Genomic DNA, 23,068 nt, shown 5'->3' with positions numbered 1-23,068 from the left:
CAACCGGATGGGAATGAGAATGTTCTTCTCTGCCCTTCAAGAGACGATCGCAAGGGATTTTTTATACAAGTTTATTCACAACATGGATAGCGTGTCCTAAAGCTGCCTCCGCCGCTTCCAGCCATCCTTCCGTCAAGGTCGGATGTGGATGAATCGTCAGGGCCAGATCTTCTACTCGCGCCGCCAGTTCGAGAGCCAGTACGCCCTCCCCGATAAGATTGGAAGCATCGGCACCAACCACATGCATCCCTAACAATACATGGCTTTCCGCATCTACAATCACTTCCACGAATCCGTCCGGCTCATCGGTAGCAAGCGCCCGTCCATTGGCCCGGAAAGGGAACTGTCCCACTTTCACATTACGCCCTTGCCGCTCGGCTTCCTCGCGCGTCAATCCAACTCCTGCAACTTGCGGATCCGAGAAGATGACGTACGGAACAAATGGAGAATCCATGGCGCTCGGCAGTCCGCCAATTACCTCTGCAGCTACCACGCCTTGCTTGGAAGCCCGGTGGGCCAGCGCCGGCCCTAACGTGACGTCGCCGATCGCAAATATGTGGCGGACATTTGTCCGGCACTCTACATCTACCGATATATAGCCGCGTTCATCTATCATAACCCCTGCCTGTTCCAAACCGATTCCCTGTGTATTGGGAACCCGGCCGATAGTGACCAGCGTCTTTTCGCTCACAATCATTTCAGAACCGTGTTTTTCGGAGTAAACACGGAGATGCACCCGATCATCATCAACAGTCACCTGCTCAACCTGTGTCGCCGTCTTAATGGCTATGCCAAGCTTCTTGGCCTTTCGGGCTACTTCTTTTGCTACATTGCCGGCAACCTGGGGAAGAATCCGCTCCGCCATTTCAATAATCGTAACCTGACACCCCAGCTTGGCAAACGCCATTCCCAATTCGATACCAATATAACCGCCGCCGATAATGGATAGGCTGGACGGAACTTCGCGCAGCTCCAGAGCCGCTGTGGAATCCAGAATGTTCGCTCCGTCCACCTTCAGAAACGAAGGGATAGACGGCCTGGAACCGGTTGCAATAATCGCCTGCTCAAACTTATACGTTTCAAAAGCTCCATCGGTTTCTACTCCTACGCGATCATCCGACAAAAAAATGGCATGACCTTTGACGACGGTGACACCATTCTCTTTGCACAAATGACCGATCCCCTTGTTCAGCTGCATGACAATCTCTTCCTTCCAATTCTGCCAAGTACGTAAATCAAAGGAAACATTGTCTGCTGGAAGCCGAATCCCCATTTTGGCAAAATCGGCCAATTTATGATAGTACCCAGCCGTATGAATGAGAGCCTTGGATGGAATACAGCCGCGGTTCAGACATACTCCGCCTAACGTATCCTTTTCAATAAGAACAACGGACTTTCCTAATTGTCCGAGACGGATTGCCGCCGTATATCCACCCGGCCCCCCGCCAATGACGACAACATCGGTTTCTACCGCTACTTCTCCTACAACCATTTATACCATCTCCGCAAATAATCGTTCTGGTTTTTCTAACAATTCTCTGATCCGATTCGTAAATTTCACCGCCGTAACACCATCGATCAGACGATGATCAAACGATAAGGATATATTCATCATCATGCGAATAACACCTTCTGCATCCCGGACAACCATGCGCGGTTCCATCTTATGCAAAGCTAAAATGGCGACTTCCGGATGATTGATAATCGGAGTTGCATACAATCCGCCGATCGGGCCTACATTGCTGATGGTAAACGTACCACCGGTAATTTCGTCCAAAGTCAACTTTCCTTCCCGGGCGCGGGAAGCAAGATCACGGATTTCCTCGGCCAGCTGGAAAATGGTCTTCCGATCCGCATCCTTAATTACAGGAACAAGAAGGCCATCCTGCGTATCTGTAGCAATACCAATATGATAGTAATTCTTTAAAACAATTTCATTCGTGGCGTCGTCAATCGAAGCATTTAATGTTCTAAACTCCTTTAAAGCAATGACAACCGCCTTAATAAAGAACGGCAGGAACGTCAGTTTGATCCCTCTTTCCTCAGCATAATCCTTCAATCGCTCCCTTAATGCCTTTAACGCATCCATTTCCAATTCATCTATATGGGTCACATGCGGAATAATGGTAACGGATTTCACCATATGCTCGGCAATTTTCTTACGGATGCCCTTTAGTGGAATCCGCTCCTCCGCTTCTTGTTCTTTGGGTACTGCTTTTCTAACGCTATCAGCAGGCTTCGCTTTAGTCACATCGTCAACGGCAACCCAATTTTCTGGAACCGTTGCAACTGTTTCGTTCTGCTTATCTTGAGCGAAACGCCGTACATCTTCTTCTGTAACCCGACCCGCAGGCCCGGTTCCCCTGATCTGTTCAATATCTATTTTCATTTCCCTTGCCAACTGACGCACATACGGAGTAGCCAACGCGCGATGTACCGTCGCGGTTGCCGGACTGGCATGGTTTTCGCTCATTTTGACAAGAGAAGCTGGCATTTTTGATTCAGCTGCGGGCGGTGCTGCAGCTTCTGTTTCCTCCTCAATAATGAGAAGAGTTGCTCCTACTTCAACGATGTCTCCTTCAGAAAACATGATTTTTTTGATAACGCCTGTTACTGGCGAACTTAATTCTGCATTTACTTTATCAGTTTGCACTTCCACAACCGGTTGATCGCGCGTGACAAGCTCCCCTTCTCTGACCAACCACTTAGAAATTTCTCCTTCATGCATACCCTCCCCTACGTCAGGAAGCTTAAATTCAACCATGCTTTTCCCCCCTATTTATCTTTCAGCTAAAACAAAACCGTTTCCACAATTCCTTGTCTAACCCTTTCGACATTTGGAAGGTAGTCATCTTCAATGCAGAATTGAGGAACAGGTACATCGAAGCCGGTTACCCGCTTTACGGGCGCCTTCAAATAAATGAGGGCTTCATCATTAATAATGGAGATAATCTCCGCGCCCAACCCTGCCGTTTTATGCGCTTCATGGACGACGAGCGCGCGACCAGTCTTCTGTACCGATTGCACAATCGTATCGCGATCCAAAGGATAAAGGGTACGCAAATCAATGACTTCACACTTCCAACCTTTTTCCTGTTCCATTCGTTTCGCAGCCTGTAAGGCTTCACGCAACATGGTTCCCCAAGCAAAAATCGACAAATCGTTGCCCTCCTGTACCACCCTTGCCTTGCCGAGCGGCACGCGATACATTTCTTCCGGCACCTCTTCTTTAAAGGCACGATACAGTTTAGTAGGTTCGAGGAAAATCACCGGATCCGGGTCTTCAATAGCCGAAATCAACAACCCTTTCGCATCGTACGGATTGCTAGGAACAACAACTTTAAGTCCCGGAGTATGCACAAAAAATGTTTCTACGCTTTCGGAATGCAGTTCAGGCCCGCGAATACCTGCCCCGTAAGGCGTACGAATGACCATAGGCACAGCGAATTGACCGCGGGTCCGGTATCTCATCCGGGCAGCATGGGAAACAATCTGCTCGAATCCAGGATAAATAAAGGCCAAAAATTGTATTTCCGCCACCGGAATCATACCGTTAAGGGCAAGCCCGATGGCTGAGCCGATAATGCCCGCTTCAGCCAACGGCGTATCAACAACGCGCTCGGAGCCGTATTTTTCGATTAATCCTTCCGTCGCCCGAAAGACCCCTCCATTGATCCCGATGTCCTCGCCAAGAAGCATCACGCGCTCATCTTCTGCAAGCTTCTGATCCAACGCTTCCGTTATGGCTTGAATAATTGTAAGTTTTCGGCTCATCATTTCTTCCCTTCCTTATCCAGGATGTTTTGCAATTCTTGTTGCTGCTCCCGAATATGCCAAGGCATCTCAGCGTAAACATGGGTAAACATATCGCCTGGCTTTGATTTCGGATAGCTCTCCGCCTTTGCTAACTCCTCATCTATCTGAATATTGATTTCCTTCAGCCATTGCTCTTCCATGATCTCGTTCCATAAACCTTTTTTCTGCAAAAATAATTGAAGACGTTTGAGCGGATCGCGCTTCTCCCGCCATTCCCGGGAAAGAAGTTCCTGGGCGCGATATTTCTTTGGATCATCCGCCGTAGTATGCGCTCCGTAGCGGAAGGTAATCGCTTCAATTAATGTCGGGCCTTCGCCTTTTATTCCCCTTTCAACCGCTTTCTTTACAGTAAGCCAAACCGCGAAAATATCGTTGCCGTCTATGCGCACGCCTTTCATATCATAGGCATCCGCGCGTTGGGCAATCGTTTTCGAAGCCGACTGTTTTTCAAAGGGAACACTGATCGCATACCCGTTGTTTTGACAGAAGAAAATAACGGGAACCTTGTATACGCCGGCAAAGTTAAGCGATTCGTGGAAGTCCCCCTCTGAAGTCGCACCATCCCCCAAATAAGCGATGCTTACACTCTGTTCGCCTTTCAGCTTGCTGGCCCAAGCCGTGCCAACAGCGTGTACCGTTTGTGTAGCGATCGGAACACATGGAGGCATAATCTTTTTCCCTTCCGGACTTATGGAACCTTCCATATGCCCCATCCAATATAAGAAGACGCGAAACATCATCTGGCCATGGGTAATCGCTGCCGCGTGATCGCGATATGTCGGAAACAACCAATCGTGAGGCGATAAAGCCATCGCACTTCCTACCTGAGATGCTTCCTGACCTTCAAAAGGCGCATAGGTTCCCATCCTACCTTGTCTTTGTAAGATGATGGACTTCCGGTCAAACATTCTAACACGCAGCATATTCTTATACATCCTAAGCATAAGCGCTTCATCAATTTTTCCTTCGATACTTTCGCGAAGCTCCCCTTCAGGAGTTAAAACCTGGTACATCTCCGCCGTATTTTCCTCGCCCGGTACCGGTGTATTCGCTTTCAATTTGTCAGCCTGCTCCGGTAATCCATTTATGCTTACCGACATTTTTACCTCTCCCTTCATAAAATGTGATGACAACTGTATACATTCCATTGGATACATTGACATCCTATTATCGTTCAAGAGTAGAGAAGAAGTCATGATACTTTCTTTAATTAGCAAGAAGTATACCAAGAAGAAGAGGTTATGTTTTCAATATTTTCAGATTTCATATCAGATTAAATGTAAAATAATGATACATTTTGTTTTTCTTTATGTATCAAAATGAGAAAACAAAGTGAGCATCTCTTATTTTTGTTTAAAAATGATACATAAATTTATCATGAGATACCATATGCTTCCATTTTTCTGTATAAAGTAGCCCGTGATATTCCTAACATTTGGGCAGCTTCCGCTTTGTTTTTGCATTTGCTTACTGCCTCTTTTATTAAAGACATTTCCATTTCTCTCAAAGTAGGGAGTTGAATGGTTGGGGAAGAATCGGATGACGCGGAAGCAATATGCTCTGGCAAATCAGCCAAATCGAGGACTTGATTGTCATCCATAATAATGGCGAGTTCCAGAATATTTTCCAGCTCGCGGACATTCCCGGGAAACGGGTAAGCAAGCAAATGCCGGATAACATCTGGATGTACCTTTTTAACCGTTTTGTTCAACTTATGTCTCATCTTCTTTAAAATATGATGAACAAACAACGGAATATCCTCTTTCCTTTCGCGCAAAGCAGGAATTTCTACCCGTACGACATTCAGACGATAATAAAGATCCTCACGAAATTTCTTTTCCTTGACCAGTTTTTCCAGGCTTTGATTGCTGGCTCCTATAATACGTACATCTACTTTTTTCGTTTTCGTTCCGCCTACTCTAATTAATTCCTTAAATTGAAGCACCCGAAGAAGCTTGGCCTGAACAGATGGAGTTAAATCCTCCAATTCATCCAGAAACAATGTCCCCCCATCCGCGAGTTCAAACATTCCCTGTTTTCCTCCCCGCCTTGCACCGGAAAAAGCGCCCTCTTCATAGCCAAATAATTCACTTTCCAACAAAGTTTCCGGAATGGAAGCACAATTTACAGCAACGAATGGCTGTTTCGCTCTCTCGCTATGGTTATGAATAAAACGGGCCAGCATTTCTTTTCCGGTTCCGCTTTCCCCTTCAATCATGATCGTGGAGTCAACCCGCGCTGCTTTTAAAGAAATTTCCACAATTTTTTTCATGGCAGGACTATTTCCGATCAGCATATCATTCCCGTCAGCTAAATCGGCAAGCGATAACTTTTGCTGGAGATCTTTTATCGTATTTTCCGCTTCTGACAATCTGTGATTCAGCCGCAATATTTCGGTTAGATCGCGGAAGATCGATACAGCTCCCAGAAGCTGTTGCGTTTCGTCATAGATAGGCACAATATTTGAAATAACGACGCTGTCTCCTGCACGCGCTGGAATATCCAGCGCCGGGTAACCAGACTGTAAGACTTTTAAAATATTTGTATCAGAAACGACATCTTTTACATATTTCCCAATGAGCTCCTGTTTTGGGATTCCTGTGATTCGCGAGCATGCTTCATTTACATATAAAACTGTTCCCCGCTGATCAACGATAACGACCCCTTCATGGAAGAGGTTCATAATAGCGCCGCCCTCATCAATAAAATTTTTTACGTTCAAAGCGATCACCTTCCTGTTTTATTCTCGGTGCAAAATGTCTCAAAATTTTTATTTTACATCTACTTTTAGAATTTTCTCTAAATCACAATCTAAAATAAACAATTCCACCTGCTCCCCAAGTTTAGTACTTATATCACTGTGGCTTGAAATCACCTGACAACCGGTAATACGTGAAATCATCTCCTCCGTTTCCACGCTGTGTGACTCACGCAAAATACGCCGCATCTCCTTAACCAGCGGCTTCCCTCGCTCAATTTTCACCAGCGTCTTTTCTTCCTGGGTCAGTACCTCTTTTAAACGTATAATCACCATATCTTTAATAATATATGTCTTCGTTTCTCTTGGTCCTCTGCCGAGAATCTCCCGTAAAAATTTGATATACGCTTCACTGATCGTTGCTTCCATCCTGTTTTTTGATGATTGTCCCATAACAACGTCCCCCCTTTTTTTTCTACCTGTTTTTCTTCATAAAAAAAACCGAAAGAAGAGGATGTCTTCTTCCGGTTTTTCGCACTACAAACAAAGCTGTCACGATAGCAAGACAACGTTCCTCCTCTCGACACGCTTACGAGGTTAGCTGACGGATTCGGGCGTGAGAGTCGCCCTACTTGAATTTGCTATTCAAGATTCACCCCGTGCGGCTTATAATTTTGAATACCGCGGTTGGTTCCCCCGTTCCCTATTTGGGACTCAGCGATCAGGTTGGATGTGAATATTTACTTTTTATCAGCACTTCGATTGCCATCATTTCAAAATACATCAATGGGATGGATTTATATTATGTGTGCTGTTCACTTTTTGTAAAGAAGGATTAGCATTTATAAAGCGAAGAAAATCTAAATTTTTTTCAAAAAAACTTTTACTTTTCTTCTATATTCTCTTTTTTTTACTCTTTTTCTTTTGTTTGCTCCACTGCATAAAATAAAAATATTTTTCTTGCATGGCCCTGCTTCAACATAAAAAAAACAGATAATACGAAGAAATCGTAAAAAATAAGGAGATATAGTAAGAATATAAATGATTTTATCATTTTATTATTTTAACAAAACGTAATTTAGCTATTTTTTGTTTAAATTTTGGGTTTTGTTTTTTGTTTCAGTCCTCTTATAATGATTCACATAAAACAATTGCAAATTCGGCCTAATTCCGGAGCATCCGGAAGCGGAGGACCCACGTATTTGGGGTTAATCCTTACTTTTGTAAGGAGGGATGAGAATCGCTCTTTCGCCATCCTACCCGTCAGCTAACTTCGTCGGCTAAAGCGAAGGAGGTCTTGAGACCGCCTATTTGAGCAGTCTTTTTTTATTGTGCTTTACCGCCAGTAAAATGAGCCGCTCTTATATTTTGCAGGTCTTTTTATTTTTGAAAAAATCAAATAACACTGTTTCAAGAAAAAGAACAGGGAGACAGAATGCAAGTCCAACCAGAAGGGATGGGCAGGCATTAGGTAGACCGATCGTGCTTTTTCTCCAGCAGTGAATCGCATGATAAACCGGACTTACATGGGAACTTTTTTATCCGTTGCCTCTAATGGAATGAAAAAGTTCTAGTGTACTGGCGTCTATTACACCCGGTTTTCTTTCATCATGCGTTTCAAACGGAGAAGAGGTATGCATCGGTCTATTTTTTTTTAGAAAAAACTACGCGATATCCAAAAAAGGAGGATGGAGGAATGTTTCATGATGTCATCACTATCGCTCTATTTGTAGTATCATTCCTGATTTTTTGGGGATTTGCCTGGTTTTGCGATCGAGCATAAGGAGGTGATTGATCGATGGTTGCACTTAGCATGATTGCATTCCTTGCTATTGTTTATTTAATTTTCGTCCTTATGAGACCCGAAAAATTCTAATGCTACCTCTAATGCTACCAATGTCGATGACGAGGAGGAACGAAAATGAGTATAGGAATTATACAAGTAGCTGTCACTCTATTGATTGCATTACTATTAATCAAACCGGTAGGAAGCTATCTGGTTAACGTATTTAGCTATGAAAAAACCAGACTGGATCGTGTATTTGGGCCGGTTGAACGTTTATTTTATCGGATAATGGGTGTGCATGAAGAACAATCCATGGACTCGAAACAGTATGTGACCGCTGTGCTATTCTCTAACTTCGTTATGATGATACTCATATACGCTGTACTACGTCTCCAAAAATATCTGCCGTTCAATCCGGATGGTATTGATAATATGCCAAGCGCACTGGCTTTTAATACAGCAGCATCTTTTATTACGAATACCAACTGGCAGGCCTACAGCGGAGAAAGCGGACTGTCCTATCTCTCCCAAATGCTGGCCATCACATTTCCGATGTTCACATCTAGCGCAACAGGATTTGCAGTAGCTATCGCTTTTATTCGCGGTATATCTGGCAATAAAAATGAACTGGGTAACTTCTATGTTGACCTTGTCCGTCTAATAACCCGTGTACTCCTACCGCTTTCTTTCATCGCCGCGCTCTTTCTTGTCTTTCAAGGCGTACCGCAGACGTTACATGGTGCAGTGACCGCGACAACGCTGGAAGGGGCAAATCAGGTGATTACCAGAGGGCCGGTAGCTTCTCTGGAATCAATCAAACACTTAGGTACAAACGGCGGTGGTTATTTCGGAACAAACGCAGCGCACCCGTTTGAGAACCCGACACCGCTGACAAACCTTCTGCACATTTTATTTATGCTGCTTCTGCCCACTTCGCTTATTTATGCATTTGGCGTGATGATTAAAAACAAACGTCAGGGCTGGAGTGTCTTTGCAGCGATGAGCGTTATTTTCCTCATTATGCTCGGCACTGTACTCTTTCAGGAATATAAAGGAACGCCAGCGTTACATGCAATGGGCATTCACGGCAACATGGAAGGAAAAGAAGTTCGCTTTGGCTTTTTTGAATCTGCATTATTTACAGCGGTAACGACAGCTGCTACCACCGGCTCGGTTAACAATATGCATGATTCATTGACTCCGTTAGGTGGTTTTGTTCCGCTCGCAGAAATGATGCTCAACAACGTATTCGGCGGTAAAGGTGTCGGTTTATTAAATGGCCTGCTCTATGTCATTTTAAGTGTATTTATCTGCGGCTTAATGGTTGGTAGGACGCCGGAATTTCTTGGAAGAAAAATTGAAGCAAAGGAGATGAAGCTGGCCTCCATTGCTCTTCTGATCCATCCGATTCTTATCCTGGTGCCAACTGCACTTGCCTTCCTGCGTCCAGAATCCATGGCATCTATCCTAAATCCGGGTTCGCACGGTATTTCTGAAGTGCTATACGCTTTTACATCCGGCGCAGCGAACAATGGGTCTGCTTTTGCCGGTCTTACAGCAAACACAAATTTTTATAATATATCAATCGGACTTGTCATGCTGTTCGGCCGCTACATCTCCATTATCGCTATGCTTGCTATCGCTGGCTCGCTGGCAACCAAGTCGAGAGTCGCTGCCTCTGTCGGAACTTTCCGTACTGATACGCCGCTGTTTACCGTCATTCTGCTAATGATGATTCTGATTATTGGCGCGCTAACTTTCTTCCCTGCTCTGGCGCTCGGCCCTATCGCCGAACATCTGGGGATGTAAAGGAACCTTTTGTCCGTTTGACTATAAATGAGGAGGATGTTGTATGGCTATCAAGCAGAAAAAGACGCTCAGCAAAGAAATGATCACTCAAGCCGTTATCGACTCTTTTAAAAAATTAAATCCTGTCATGATGATCAAAAATCCCGTCATGTTTATTGTTGAAATCGGGACATTCATTACTTTTGTTTTATGTGTGGTGCCAGATGCATTCGGTCCGAGCACCGTAAGCCGTGGATACAATGTTACGATCTTTCTGACTCTTTTGTTTACCGTCCTGTTCGCCAACTTTGCTGAGGCACTTGCAGAAGGACGCGGCAAGGCTCAGGCTAATACGTTGCGAAAAACAAAATCTGATACAATAGCTAAACTCTTGCAAAAAGACGGTTCGATTAAAGAGGTATCATCCACCCAGCTGCGTAAGGGTGATATTGTCCGCGTTGACGCAGGGGAGCTTATTCCATCTGACGGTGAAATTATCGAAGGCCTCGCTTCCGTTGATGAATCAGCCATTACAGGAGAATCTGCCCCAGTAATTAAAGAAGCAGGCGGTGACTTTTCTTCGGTTACCGGAGGGACGCGCGTAGTCTCCGATTATATCATTGTAAAAGTAACGACTGACCCGGGGGAGTCATTCCTTGACCGCATGATTTCTCTTGTTGAAGGGGCAACACGTCAAAAAACACCGAACGAAATCGCTTTGACTACCCTCCTGACCGTACTAACGCTCATTTTCTTATTCGTTATCATAACGATTGTACCGCTGGCTAACTACCTGCACATTAAGCTGGATACCGCAACATTAATTGCACTTCTAGTTTGCCTGATTCCAACAACAATTGGCGGACTGCTTTCCGCAATTGGAATCGCCGGAATGAACCGTGTTACCCAGTTTAACGTGCTGGCGATGTCAGGCAAAGCGGTCGAGGCAGCCGGCGATATTGATACGATGATTCTTGATAAAACAGGAACGATTACCTTTGGTAACCGTATGGCAGCCGAGTTTATCCCTGTAGACGGTGTATCGCAAAAAGATATAACGCTGGCAGCTCTACAATCCTCCGTTAAAGACGAAACCCCGGAAGGACGTTCTGTTGTAGAGTTAGCAAATAAGCTTGGTGTTACGTGGCCAGAAAATGAATATGCAGATGCAGAGATTATTGAATTTACCGCAGAAAGCCGGATGTCTGGCTTAAACGTAAGCAACGGCACAAAGATTCGCAAAGGGGCGGTGGATGCGATTAAAGCGTTTGTTATAACAGCCAACGGCTCGATTCCGAATGATTTAGAAGAAAAAGCAAACCAAATCGCCAAGGCGGGCGGAACACCGCTTGCCGTGTCCATTAACAATCGCATCTACGGTCTTATCTATTTAAAAGATACGGTAAAACCAGGCTTAAAGGAACGGTTTGCTGAACTGCGGGCGATGGGGATTAAAACCGTTATGTGTACGGGTGATAACCCGCTCACAGCTGCGACGATTGCCCAGGAAGCCGGGGTAGATGAATTCATCGCTGAAGCCAAGCCGGAAGATAAAATCGAGGCGATCAAGCGTGAACAGGCACAGGGCAAGCTGGTTGCCATGACCGGAGATGGCACAAACGATGCTCCTGCTCTCGCCCAGGCTGATGTTGGTCTTGCCATGAATTCAGGTACGATGGCTGCGAAAGAAGCGGCGAATATGATTGACCTGGATTCCGATCCGACAAAGCTTCTTTCCGTGATCGCAATCGGAAAACAACTGCTGATTACACGCGGCTCGCTCACAACATTTTCCATTGCCAACGATATCGCTAAATATTTCGCGATTATTCCAGCATTGTTCATCGTGGCTCTGCCGCAGTTGCAGGCACTCAACATTATGCGACTCACCTCGCCGCAATCCGCAATCCTGTCGGCGCTCATCTTCAACGCTATTATTATTCCCCTGCTGATTCCGGTGGCGATGAAAGGTGCGAAGTATAAAGCGATGGATGCTAACCGATTGCTGCGTCGAAACTTATTGGTCTATGGTCTTGGCGGTATGGTCGCGCCCTTTATCGGTATTAAAGTCATTGATATGATGATCGCCGGACTCATGTAATTTAAACAAAGACAAGGAGGAATGATGATGAAATCGTTATATACTGCCATACGAGCTTCCATTCTCTTCATGATTGTCTGCGGCCTCCTGTATCCCTTACTTACAACAGAAGTTGCACAGATTCTTTTTCCCTTCCAAGCGCAGGGGAGTTTAGTTGAAGATAATGGAAAAGTTAAAGGCTCTGTATTGTTAGCGCAAGCTTTTACATCACCTAAGCTGTTTCATCCACGCGCTTCTGCCGCTGAATACGATCCGACCGCTTCCGCTGCAACGAATGCAGCCGTAGCTTCTCCAGATTATATAAAAAGCATGAAGGAAACGGTAGATGCAATAAAAAAAGAAAATCCTTCTCTGCAGAATAAAATCCCTGCTGATCTTGTAACAACGTCTGGTTCAGGTTTTGATCCTGACCTATCACCGGAAGCTGCGAAAGCACAAGTACCACGCATCGCCAAAGCAACCGGGTTAAGCGAACAGCTGCTGCTTTCCTTGATCGACAAGCATACGAAAGGGCGGCAGCTTGGTATATTTGGAGAACCCCGCGTCAATGTATTCGAGTTAAATCGAGATTTACTTGCACAAAGCAAATAACTTACAACAAAGCCGCCTCTACTAATCTAGAAGCGGCTTTTGGAGGTTTTTATACCATGAAAACATCGGCTAAAAAAAGAAGGGAAACGCCAGAAGAACTTCTGAAACGGATTGAAAAAGAATCCAGAGGCTATTTAAAAATCTTTATCGGGGCAGCCCCTGGTGTTGGCAAAACCTATATGATGCTACGCGAAGGAAACGAATTACTAAAAAAGGGCGTCGATATTATTATTGGTGTTATTGAAACACATGGCCGAGCTGCAACTGCAGCACAAATCGAGAACCTTCCTATTTTCCCACTGAAGAAAGTGGATTATAAAAACAAACAGTTAAAAGAGTTCGATTTAGAAGGAATTTTAGAAAGGAAACCGCAGTATGTGATTGTCGATGAGCTTGCGCATACAAATGTACCAGGTTCAAAAAATCAAAAACGCTATGAAGATGTCATGGAATTGGTGAAAGCCGGCATAAATGTGATGACTGCGGTTAATATTCAGCACTTGGAGAGTTTAAATGATACTGTAGAGCAGTTAACGGGGATAAAGGTACGGGAACGTATTCCGGACTGGATGTTGAACGAGGCCAATGAAATCCAATTAATTGATACCCCACCGGAAACATTACGCGAACGCTTAAAAGCTGGTCTCATTTATCAACCAGAGAAAATAGAACAGTCACTGAAAAATTTCTTTCGTATTGGCAACTTGAACGCATTGCGAGAAATCGCGTTACGCGAAGTAGCAGATGACGTCGACGAACGTCTCGAATCATATAAACTTGAAAAAGGCATTAATGGAATGAAAGGGGCTAATGAAAAAATTCTCGTCTGTGTTAACTATAGGCCAAATGCAGAACGTCTCATTCGACGAGGATGGCGTATTGCGAGTCGCTTAAAATGTCAGTTATACATTTTAAATATTCCGCTTGTTCCCGTTCATAAAATGGATGAAGCAACAAGAAAGCAACATCGATTGCTTGAAAAACTTGCAAAAGATCTTGATGCCGAATTCCATATTCGCGCACCGGGTGGTCGAAAACCGGAGCAGCTTATTATTGAATTTGTAGAGGAAAAGGGTATTACACAGGTTGTTCTTGGTCAGTCAGCCCGCTCTCGCTGGGAAGAAATTATAAAAGGCTCCATCGTTATTAAAATTATGAAAGGTACAAAACATGTCGATATTTTAATCGTAGCCGATGGGGTTGATCATCGGGAATAAAATTTAGTGATGAACGAATCATTATACCAATGCCCAAGTTATTTTTGTTATCCGGGGAAAGTTTGCAAAAAATAGTATTTTTATTTGAAAATCCACTTCACCTTCCTATTTGGGAAATGTGAAAATTTGGGCTCAACTTATATTTGCCTACAGCATAATCTGAATCGTGACTGTTACACAAAATAAAAAAGGAGTTAGATAGTATGTATCCTCAATCCCCTTATCAAATGTAACCATACTATTCACAGCCTTACCATTCTATAAGTGCTTTAAAAAACGAGACATTAAGCATGATTGAACCCTTTGTAAGATATGGCTTACAGGAAGCGAAATTCACATCGCATGCTCATGCCTTAAGAGAAGTAGCAGCTATTAGCTATTTATTAGGAAAAGGATATGATCCAAGAACAGCTCACCGAATAGTCGAATCATGGGAAGTATCGGATTGAGAGCATACCATTGTCTTTTCGTCGAGTTTTACGCAATAGTTACTTTAAAAAATAAAGTATAATCAAATGCAGTATAGGTTCTTGTTTTTTCACCTTGGGTGAAATTACTATTTTGCAAAACGCTCAATTAAAAACCGGCATCATGGAATTATCCAAGATGCCGGTTTTCTTGTTGCTTTACTTACGAGCAACGGGAATAGCCGCATGCTTCGCAATGTTTGCAGCCTTCTTCCGCCACAAGCGCCGCGGCGCCGCACTCAGGGCAAAGATCAAGTCCTTCGCGATAGACATCGCCGTCTTCATCGCGCTCCGGTGCATTCATCGGTACATCATTTGTGGATGCAACTGATTCATCACTATTTTCTCCGTCAAGATAGAACTCAATCGCTTTCGCCACCGCGTCCGGAATCGAATCTACGCGGTTTGCACCAAAGCCAACCGCACCGGAACCCCCGATCCCTTTAAGGTGCTTAATCAGCAGACGCGCTTTGTTACCGTCCGGCAGTTCACCGAAACGCAAGAAGAGCGTAGACACGCGGCCAAGCGCTTCGGACATCGCAAATACGTCGCTTCCCGCTTTGCCTACATTTACGATTACTTCAAACGGCGCTCCGTCCACTTCATTTACCGTTATGTAGGCTTTACCGAGCGGAGTCTTCATTTTGTATGTCGCGCCTTTTAGCTTAAGCGGGCGGCGGCGGTAATCTTTCGTCGGCGGTACTTCATCTACGTCTTGAGCCGGAGCGGCTTTTTCTGCTTTTGATTCCCGAGCCGTTTCTTTCTTTCCTTCTTTGTTTTCATCTTTCGTTGTTAGAACTTGCACGTCACGGCTGCCGTCACGGTAGATAGTGACGCCTTTGCATCCGAGATCGAAAGCGAGCTCATACAATGCTTTTGTATCTTCAATCGTAAAGTTGGCCGGCGCATTTGCTGTTTTGCTGATGGAGCTGTCCACCCATTTCTGGATAGCGGCCTGCACCCGTACATGGTCTTCGGCAGATAGATCCATCGCGCTGACAAAGTAATCCGGTAGCGTATCGGAATTGTTTTCTTCCATCCATTTTTTCGCGATCGGTACATACTGTTTGTCGAAACCAAGGCGGCTTTGACGGTAATATTCGAAGGCATAGAAAGGCTCAATGCCTGTCGAAGTTCCTACCATCGTTCCTGTACTGCCGGTCGGAGCCTGTGTTAAAACTGTCACGTTGCGCATGCCACGCTCCCGTACCGCATTGCGTACTTCTTCATCAAATTGCTTCATGAAGCCGCTCTTAAGGAACAGCTCCGCGTCGAATGCCGGAAAACTTCCCTTTTCCGCCGCGATTTCTGTAGAAGCAAGGTACGCTTCGCGCGCGATAAAGTTATACAGCTTGTCCAAGAATTCGAGCGATTCCGGGCTGCCGTAGCGAATTTTTAAGTGGATGAGCATTTCTGCCAGCCCCATCGTGCCAAGACCGATACGTCGCTCTTTTTTCTGGTTCGCTTCATTTTCTGGGAAATGATACGGCGTTGCATCAACGACATTGTCAAGGAAACGTACAGAATGACGCACTGTTGTTCTGAGATTTTCCCAGTCTACATCGCCGTCTTTCGTGAATTTTGAAAGATTAATCGCAGATAAGTTACATACACCCCATGCAGGAAGTCCTTGTTCTCCACACGGATTTGTACAAATAATGGGGTTAAAGTACCAGCTGTTAGACATCTGGTTATAGTATTCCATAAATACAACGCCCGGTTCGGCTGATTTCCATGCCGACTCAATAATGGTGTGCCACATGTCGCGGGCGCGGACTTTTTTGTACACGCGTACCGGTTTTCCGAGTTCTTCCCACTTTTGCAGGTTTCCATCCCAAATTTCATCGTATTCCGGATCGGTCGTATCCGGGAATTTCAGCTCCCATTCCAAATCTTCTTTAACAGCTTTCATAAAACCGTTACTGATGCAAACCGACAGGTTAGCGTTTGTAATCAGGCCCATGTTCTGCTTGACTGTAATGAACTCAAGCACATCCGGGTGCCAGTCATTCATCATAAGCATTAAAGCCCCACGGCGCGAACCTCCCTGTTCAATTAACCCGGTCGTATAGCTAAACAGACCACCCCAGGACACGGAACCGCTCGAAGAACCGTTTACGCCTTTTACCTGGGCGCGACGCGGACGAAGCGAAGACAGGTTAATGCCGACGCCGCCCCCGCGGGACATAATTTCCGTCATCTGAGTGAGCGTCTCCATAATACCGCCCCTGCTGTCGTGCGGAGACGGAATCACGTAGCAGTTATACAGCGTTAGCTCATCATTCGCGCCAGCGCCCGCCGCGATCCGGCCACCCGGAACAAGCTTCCAGTCATCAAGAAGCGCGCGGAATTTCTTTGTCCATTCTTTTCTCTTCTCCGGTGTTGTTTCCACGGACGCGATCGTCTTCGCCAAGCGCTCCCACATCTCTTCTGGCGTACATTCCAACGTCCGCAGCGCTTTGTCCGCTTCTGTCACCACCATCTCCCCGTTACGCAGTCTAACATGAATGGTATCGCCTTCACGCTTTTCTACAACCCCGACTTCTTTTTTCGGGAACTTCGGATCATCTTTCGTCAAAACAAGTACAGTGTCGCCGACCTGTACATTGTCTGGATTCGGATCTTTTAACGCGTAGCGGTCGAGGAAAATTTTTTCACTTAACCCTTCAAGCTTCGTTTTTCCCGCTGTTTCGGTTGTTGCCTCCATTTTTTATCCTCCCATTATGTGAAATATAAATTGACCAAACTTCTCATGTCTGATACATTTGACTAGTGCCCTCTTAGTCTAAACCAACCTTTACTATTACGTCAATATATTGAGTTTATGTTTAGATTTTACCACAATATATAGTTAATTTCCTATCTTTTTGGTAAAAAGCGTTCGACAAATTTTTTTATGTAAAATCTTTTATAAATTTCTATTTCCTCCATTGTTTTACAAGAAACAGGGAGGGTTACAAAGCATACAAAGCATTTTTCCAGTGCATGCAAAAAGGCGAAAAAACAGCAGGGAGCGGTATGACGTTTCGCTATAATATAAACTGAGGCTTTCTCAAAAGGGGAAGTGAGGAAGTTTTCTATTACTCGAAACGCTATATTTAGATTTATTGGCAAAAATGAATATTTATATGTAGGTATTGTTTCATACTAAAGGGGCTGGCTCATGACTTTTGAGACAGCCCCTCCAAGCGGCCGTTACAGGCCGCTTTTTTCTAGCGTTTGAAATTCCATTCGTCACACCCGTATTTCTCGCGCGCCAGTTGTTCAGCAAGCTCCGCTTCCTCAGCCGTTAACGTATCGTCCACCAATTCTACACCAAACCCCTTGGCAAACCCTTCCCGAAACGCTTTCCGCGCCTCAGCAAGCGTCACCGGAGTCTTACGCACCTGATTAATCGCCACCGCCTTGTCGGCAAAATTTTTTTTAAGACGGTCTCGTACACGCTCATTCGGATGACGTATAATATCGAATAACATATCGATATCTATATCCAGCAAAATTGAGCCGTGCTGCAAAATAACCCCCTTTTGCCTTGTTTGCGCGCTTCCAGCCACTTTCCTCCCTTCCACGACCAATTCATAAGAAGAAGGGGAGTCAAAGCACGCAGCTGAAGATGGGATGGCAAACTTTGCATCGTCCGGATGAACCATATCTGCCTGAAGCCCTAGCAACCGAAACCCTTCCAGCAATCCTACGCTGATCACACGGTACGCGTCGGTTACGCTGGACGGCATGGCCGGGTGGGATTCAGACACTACGACACTGTATGTCAGCTCCTGATCGTGCAGCACGGTGCGACCGCCCGTCGCCCGGCGTACAAAGCCTAGACCATATTCGCGCACTTTATCCAAATCAATTTCCTTTTCTGCTTTTTGAAAATAACCAATCGATACGGTTGCCGGATTCCAGGTGTAAAACCGGAGCGACGGCTTCGTTTTGCCTTCGCTATGTACAATAAGCACCGCTTCATCAATCGCCATATTCATCGCAGGTGAATGTACCCCCGTATCAATAAAACGCCACTGTTCCATTTCTTTTGCCCCTTTCCGATGTTCCTCCTTACTTATTGTAGCATATTCCACAAATTCTCTCGCTTTGTTCTATTGTTTGGAAAACACCGGAAGCCGATTGAATAATTTCCCGTTTGAAAAAATAAAAGTTGAGGTAAGATATGTACATGAAAAAATTCCGAGAGTATCACAAAGGGGGAATTGCGCGATGAGGGATTTGTGTATTTATTGCGGCGAAGAGCTGGTACTCTGGGAACGAAACCGGAGCTATTGCTCCAAATGCCGGGAGGCGGCCGAAGTCGTATACGCCGATGATACGTATTATGATGACGATGAGTTACGTCATGACGACTACTACATTGATGAGTATGAAGAATTTCGCTACAAAAGATAAGCGACGATCGTTAGTGCAACAAAAAAGGAGGCCTGCTGGTCTCCTTTTTATTCTTTTACATATCCTTCATCTTCTGTATAGTCTTCCAGCAAATCTGGATTGCCTAATACAGATACGACGCGGGCGTCATCCAGCATATCTTCGTATTTTTCATGTAGCGGATCCTCTGTATTAACCCCGATATAGTTGCCCTCCATATCCGCAAGCAAAAAGCCTTCAATCTCTTCCACATAGCCGACCGATTCTTCCGATTCCACATACATATCATTATAATCCAGGCGCGCCTGTTCCCCGAAATCAGAAGGGGTATCCGAAGTACCGTATCTCGCCACTTCTTGCATCGCATCTTCCGCATCATAAAACGTGGCATCCCACGTATCATAGGCGTACGCGGCAAACGGCGGGGCAAGTATATCCTCCTCCGCCGGACGACGGCGCGATACATACTCCTCTTCTGCATGCTGCACGCAGCGCAGCGCGGTCGGCAGCACCTCCAGCCGCTCGTACGGGATATCGGCACCGCATACTTCACACATACCGTACGTCCCTTTATCCATTGCCGTAAGCGCTCGCTCTATGTCGTGTATTTCTTCCTCGCTATGTTCATGTAATGCAATGTCTTTGCCTCGCTCAAACGTTTCGCTACCATGATCGGCCGGATGGTTGTCATAGTTGGACAGATCACCCACTGTTTCCTTCATGGCCGCCCGTCCAATACCATATGCATCATCCGCTTCAAGGCGTTTTTTTATATCCTGAAGCTGGGTCTCGAGCATGGAACGAAAATGAGAAAGCTCCCGGTCTGTTAACATCCCAGAGCATCTCCTTCCTGTCTAGAAATGTAAGCCACCCAACCGCGGCCCTTCTGAATCATAGTATCTGCACTCCGACATACAAAATACCACCCGTGCCGCAAAGGCAGGGTGGTATTTCTTACATTACATATCCAGCAACCCATTTATTCCTTTGTGTACCGCAATACAGGCTTGCGCGCGGCGAGCACCTCATCCAAGCGACCGACCACCGTATTATGTGGCGCCTCTTGTACGATTTCCGGCGTCTCTTCCACCTCTTTTGCAATCTGAATCATCGCTTCAATAAATTCATCGAGCGTTTCCTTCGACTCCGTTTCCGTCGGCTCAATCATGAGGCATTCTTCTACGATAAGCGGAAAATAAATCGTTGGCGGGTGATAGCCGAAGTCAAGCAGACGTTTTGCAATATCAAGCGTACGCACGCCCAATTTTTTCTGCCGCTTGCCTGAAAGAACGAACTCATGCTTGCAGATATGATCAAATGGCAGGTCATAATATTTTGCCAATTTGCGCATCATATAATTTGCATTCAAAACCGCGTGTTCGGACACAAGACGCAGCCCTTCCGGCCCCATCGTGCGGATATACGTATACGCACGTACGTTAATGCCGAAATTTCCATAATACGCCTTAACGCGGCCGATCGATTGCGGGCGGTCAAAATCAAGGCGATACATATCGCCTTCCTTGACCACAAGCGGCTTCGGCAAGAACGGAATCAGCTCTTTTTTCACGCCAACTGGACCAGACCCCGGGCCGCCACCTCCATGCGGCGTAGTGAACGTTTTGTGCAAATTCAAATGCACAACGTCAAATCCCATATCGCCCGGACGTGCCTTGCTGAGAATAGCATTCGCATTCGCGCCGTCATAATACAGAAGGCCGCCTGCTTCATGCACAACTTCCGCGATCTCTACAATGTTTTTCTCGAAAAGACCGAGCGTGTTCGGATTCGTGAGCATCAGTGCTGCCGTATCCGGGCCGACCACCTGGCGCAACGCCTCAATATCCACGAATCCATTCTTATCGGAAGGAACGGTTACGGTCGTAAAACCTGCTACGCTTGCGGACGCCGGATTTGTGCCGTGTGCTGAGTCTGGAACAATGACTTTCGTCCGATTCTCACCCCGGCTTTCGTGATAGGCGCGGATAATCATCAAACCGGTCCACTCACCCTGCGCCCCCGCCGCCGACTGAAGCGTAACGGCATCCATACCGGTAATTGCCGCCAAATCCCGCTGTAGTTCATACATCAGCTGTAGCGCGCCCTGTACCGTCTCTTCCGGCTGATACGGATGGATACATGCAAACCCCGGATAACGGGCCACATCTTCATTAATTTTCGGATTGTATTTCATCGTGCAGGAACCGAGCGGATAAAATCCGGAGTCAACGCCATGATTGCGTCTGGAAAGCTCCGTATAGTGGCGCATGAGCTGCAATTCACTTACTTCCGGCAGTTCCGCCGGCTTCTCGCGCAAATATTCTCCCGGAATGGCAGACGCAACATCGACTTCCGGCACATCGCACGCTGGAAGCGAATAGCCCACACGACCCGGTTTGCTCATCTCGAAAATCAACGCTTTATCTTTCGCAAGCTCCGTTCTCGGCATTGTTTTAAGCATAGCGCCCTCCCTCCAATCCTTTCACCAGTCGGTCAATTTCTTCTTTCGTTCTTAATTCCGTTACAGCAATGAGCATATGCTGTCCAAGTTCCGGATAATCGCGCGACAAATCAAAACCGCCGATAATCCGTTCCTTCAACAACTCTTTATTGATCTCGCATACCGGACGCGGTGTTTTGATAACAAACTCATTAAATACCGGGGAGCTGTACGCCACTTCGTACCCTTCCAATTTTTCGATTTCCCTTTTCGCATATTGCGTTTTCTGTACATTCAAAAGGGCCATCTCCTGTACACCCTGCTTGCCGAGCGCGGTCATTGCCACCGCCGCCGCCAGCGCATTCAATGCCTGATTCGAGCAAATGTTAGATGTCGCTTTCTCCCGACGAATGTGCTGCTCGCGCGCCTGCAACGTCAATACAAAACCACGGCGCCCGCGTTCATCTTTCGTCTGGCCGACAATCCGACCCGGAATCTGACGCATCAACTCTTTTTTCACTGCGAAATAGCCGCAATGCGGTCCGCCGAAAGCCATCGGAATCCCGAACGGCTGTGCATCACCAACAACCACGTCAGCTCCGAACTCTCCCGGCGGCTTAAGGATGCCCAGCGCAAGTGGATTGGCGCTTACAACGAACAGCCCGCTATGTTTGTGTGCAATTTGCTCAATGCTTGCCAGCTCTTCGATTCCACCCAAAAAATTTGGATACTGTACAAGAACAGATGCCGTATTCTCATCAACCGCTTTCGCAAGCTCATCCAAATCAGTCAGTCCATTTTTCAAGCCAACTTCGACCACTTCCAGCCCCTGGCCTTTCGCGTATGTCCGCAAAATAGAACGGGCTTCCGGATGCACGGCGCGGGAAATGACAACTTTTTTGCGCTTCGTTTTACCGGCCGTCATCGCCGCTGCTTCCGCTAGCGCGGTCGCTCCGTCATACATGGACGAATTCGCTACTTCCATGCCAGTTAATTCGCAAATCATCGTCTGAAATTCAAAGATAGCCTGCAATTCACCCTGGCTAATCTCTGGCTGATACGGCGTATAAGCGGTATAAAACTCCGAGCGGGAAATCACATGGTTCACTACACTCGGAATATAATGGTCGTACGTGCCAGCGCCAAGGAAGCAGACGTAATCGAGCGCATTTACGTTTTTCCCTGCCAGTCGACTCATATATTTGGTTAGCTCCGCTTCCGGAATGGCTTCCGGAATGTCAAGCTCTCCTTTAAAACGCACCTCTTCCGGAATATCAGAGAAAAGCTCCGCCACATCTGAAATGCCGAGCTCCGCCAGCATTTCCTGACGATCGGCTTCCGTAGTTGGAAGGTATCGGTATTTCACGACTTACTCCTCCTCTTTGATAAACGCTTCGTACTGTTCTGCTGTCATCAATTGCTCAAGTTCTTCCGGATTGGACATTTTTACAATAACCATCCAGCCTGCGCTATACGCATCGTGATTGATTGTTTCTGGCGCTTCTTCCAGCGCACCATTTACTTCTACCACTTCTCCACTTATCGGCGAATAAATATCGGATACTGCTTTAACCGATTCGACGGTACCCATGCTCTTGTTCGCTTTCACAACAGCACCTTCTTCCGGCAGTTCGATAAATACGATATCGCCGAGCTGTTCTTGGGCAAAATGCGTGATGCCGACACGTACCCGTTCTTTATCGAGCACCTCTACCCATTCATGTTCGTTGCTGTATTTAAAAGCTGCTTTTACTTTGCTCATACTTACATCCTCCGGGTTT

At 46.0% G+C, this 23,068-nt stretch carries 18 protein-coding genes and 2 riboswitches; of the genes, 6 read left to right on the top strand and 12 right to left on the bottom strand.

Annotated elements, in window-relative coordinates; all coding sequences use genetic code 11:
- Nucleotides 1–61 precede the first annotated feature (61 nt).
- The 6 genes from lpdA to ACH33_RS06240 all read right to left on the bottom strand — a co-directional run bounded on the left by lpdA (nucleotide 62) and on the right by ACH33_RS06240 (nucleotide 6,967).
- Nucleotides 62–1,492 (bottom strand): dihydrolipoyl dehydrogenase, encoded by a 1,431-nt coding sequence (gene lpdA, locus ACH33_RS06265; protein ID WP_057898230.1) that lies wholly within the window; start codon nucleotides 1,490–1,492, stop codon nucleotides 62–64.
- A complete protein-coding gene (locus ACH33_RS06260; RefSeq protein ID WP_057898229.1) occupies nucleotides 1,493–2,764 on the bottom strand; it encodes a dihydrolipoamide acetyltransferase family protein in 1,272 nt (423 codons plus the stop codon).
- 26 nt (nucleotides 2,765–2,790) lie between these two features.
- Nucleotides 2,791–3,774 (bottom strand): alpha-ketoacid dehydrogenase subunit beta, encoded by a 984-nt coding sequence (locus tag ACH33_RS06255; RefSeq protein ID WP_057900267.1) that lies wholly within the window; start codon nucleotides 3,772–3,774, stop codon nucleotides 2,791–2,793.
- The gene (gene pdhA, locus ACH33_RS06250; RefSeq protein WP_057900266.1) at nucleotides 3,774–4,829 is read right to left on the bottom strand and encodes a pyruvate dehydrogenase (acetyl-transferring) E1 component subunit alpha; all 1,056 of its coding nucleotides are present in this window, start codon (nucleotides 4,827–4,829) and stop codon (nucleotides 3,774–3,776) included. Before pdhA ends, ACH33_RS06255 begins: the two co-directional genes overlap by 1 nt.
- 362 nt (nucleotides 4,830–5,191) lie before the next feature.
- Nucleotides 5,192–6,538, bottom strand: a complete 1,347-nt coding sequence (locus tag ACH33_RS06245) for a sigma-54 interaction domain-containing protein (protein WP_057898228.1) — start codon at nucleotides 6,536–6,538, stop codon at nucleotides 5,192–5,194.
- A gap of 48 nt (nucleotides 6,539–6,586) precedes the next feature.
- Nucleotides 6,587–6,967, bottom strand: a complete 381-nt coding sequence (locus tag ACH33_RS06240) for a Na-translocating system protein MpsC family protein (RefSeq protein ID WP_057898227.1) — start codon at nucleotides 6,965–6,967, stop codon at nucleotides 6,587–6,589.
- A gap of 119 nt (nucleotides 6,968–7,086) precedes the next feature.
- Nucleotides 7,087–7,244: riboswitch (cyclic di-AMP (ydaO/yuaA leader) on the bottom strand.
- A 421-nt stretch (nucleotides 7,245–7,665) separates the two neighbouring features.
- Nucleotides 7,666–7,811: riboswitch (cyclic di-AMP (ydaO/yuaA leader) on the top strand.
- A gap of 501 nt (nucleotides 7,812–8,312) precedes the next feature.
- Here ACH33_RS06240 and ACH33_RS20535 point away from each other — a divergent pair.
- Genes ACH33_RS20535 through ACH33_RS06220 form a run of 5 tightly spaced genes read left to right on the top strand, consistent with a single transcriptional unit; the run spans nucleotide 8,313 to nucleotide 13,997 of the window.
- Nucleotides 8,313–8,390 (top strand): potassium-transporting ATPase subunit F, encoded by a 78-nt coding sequence (locus ACH33_RS20535; RefSeq protein WP_082706161.1) that lies wholly within the window; start codon nucleotides 8,313–8,315, stop codon nucleotides 8,388–8,390.
- 51 nt (nucleotides 8,391–8,441) lie between these two features.
- A complete protein-coding gene (kdpA, locus tag ACH33_RS06235) occupies nucleotides 8,442–10,109 on the top strand; it encodes a potassium-transporting ATPase subunit KdpA (protein WP_057900265.1) in 1,668 nt (555 codons plus the stop codon).
- Between the two features lie 43 nt (nucleotides 10,110–10,152).
- Complete coding sequence (kdpB, locus tag ACH33_RS06230) at nucleotides 10,153–12,189, top strand: potassium-transporting ATPase subunit KdpB (RefSeq protein WP_057898226.1); 2,037 nt, start codon at nucleotides 10,153–10,155, stop codon at nucleotides 12,187–12,189.
- Between the two features lie 21 nt (nucleotides 12,190–12,210).
- Complete coding sequence (kdpC, locus tag ACH33_RS06225) at nucleotides 12,211–12,780, top strand: potassium-transporting ATPase subunit KdpC (RefSeq protein WP_236781979.1); 570 nt, start codon at nucleotides 12,211–12,213, stop codon at nucleotides 12,778–12,780.
- A gap of 56 nt (nucleotides 12,781–12,836) precedes the next feature.
- The gene (locus ACH33_RS06220; RefSeq protein ID WP_057898224.1) at nucleotides 12,837–13,997 is read left to right on the top strand and encodes a universal stress protein; all 1,161 of its coding nucleotides are present in this window, start codon (nucleotides 12,837–12,839) and stop codon (nucleotides 13,995–13,997) included.
- A gap of 630 nt (nucleotides 13,998–14,627) precedes the next feature.
- Here ACH33_RS06220 and ACH33_RS06215 read toward each other — a convergent pair.
- Entirely contained in the window at nucleotides 14,628–17,171 is a 2,544-nt protein-coding gene (locus ACH33_RS06215; RefSeq protein WP_057898223.1) for an adenosylcobalamin-dependent ribonucleoside-diphosphate reductase, read from the bottom strand.
- Nucleotides 17,172–17,676: 505 nt separating this feature from the next.
- Nucleotides 17,677–18,495, bottom strand: coding sequence for a lipoate--protein ligase family protein (locus tag ACH33_RS06210; protein WP_057898222.1), 819 nt, complete (start codon nucleotides 18,493–18,495; stop codon nucleotides 17,677–17,679).
- A gap of 187 nt (nucleotides 18,496–18,682) precedes the next feature.
- On the opposite strand from ACH33_RS06210, the gene ACH33_RS06205 reads away from it, so the two are divergent.
- Nucleotides 18,683–18,868, top strand: coding sequence for a hypothetical protein (locus ACH33_RS06205; protein WP_057898221.1), 186 nt, complete (start codon nucleotides 18,683–18,685; stop codon nucleotides 18,866–18,868).
- A 47-nt stretch (nucleotides 18,869–18,915) separates the two neighbouring features.
- On the opposite strand, the gene ACH33_RS06200 is transcribed toward ACH33_RS06205, so the two are convergent.
- From ACH33_RS06200 to gcvH, 4 genes are all read right to left on the bottom strand, one after another.
- A complete protein-coding gene (locus ACH33_RS06200; RefSeq protein WP_057898220.1) occupies nucleotides 18,916–19,680 on the bottom strand; it encodes a TraR/DksA C4-type zinc finger protein in 765 nt (254 codons plus the stop codon).
- Nucleotides 19,681–19,826: 146 nt separating this feature from the next.
- A complete protein-coding gene (gene gcvPB / locus ACH33_RS06195; RefSeq protein WP_236781978.1) occupies nucleotides 19,827–21,308 on the bottom strand; it encodes an aminomethyl-transferring glycine dehydrogenase subunit GcvPB in 1,482 nt (493 codons plus the stop codon).
- The gene (gene gcvPA, locus ACH33_RS06190; RefSeq protein WP_057898219.1) at nucleotides 21,301–22,653 is read right to left on the bottom strand and encodes an aminomethyl-transferring glycine dehydrogenase subunit GcvPA; all 1,353 of its coding nucleotides are present in this window, start codon (nucleotides 22,651–22,653) and stop codon (nucleotides 21,301–21,303) included. Before gcvPA ends, gcvPB begins: the two co-directional genes overlap by 8 nt.
- Before the next feature lie 3 nt (nucleotides 22,654–22,656).
- Nucleotides 22,657–23,049 carry a glycine cleavage system protein GcvH gene (gene gcvH, locus ACH33_RS06185; protein WP_057898218.1) on the bottom strand — a complete coding sequence of 131 codons (393 nt, stop codon included), beginning with the start codon at nucleotides 23,047–23,049 and terminating at the stop codon, nucleotides 22,657–22,659.
- Nucleotides 23,050–23,068 lie beyond the last annotated feature (19 nt).

It is taken from the genome of Aneurinibacillus sp. XH2 (assembly GCF_001439585.2).
GTDB lineage: Bacteria > Bacillota > Bacilli > Aneurinibacillales > Aneurinibacillaceae > Aneurinibacillus > Aneurinibacillus thermoaerophilus.
Note: the sequence above shows the minus strand (reverse complement) of the source record. Positions and strands in the feature narration are given on the sequence as shown.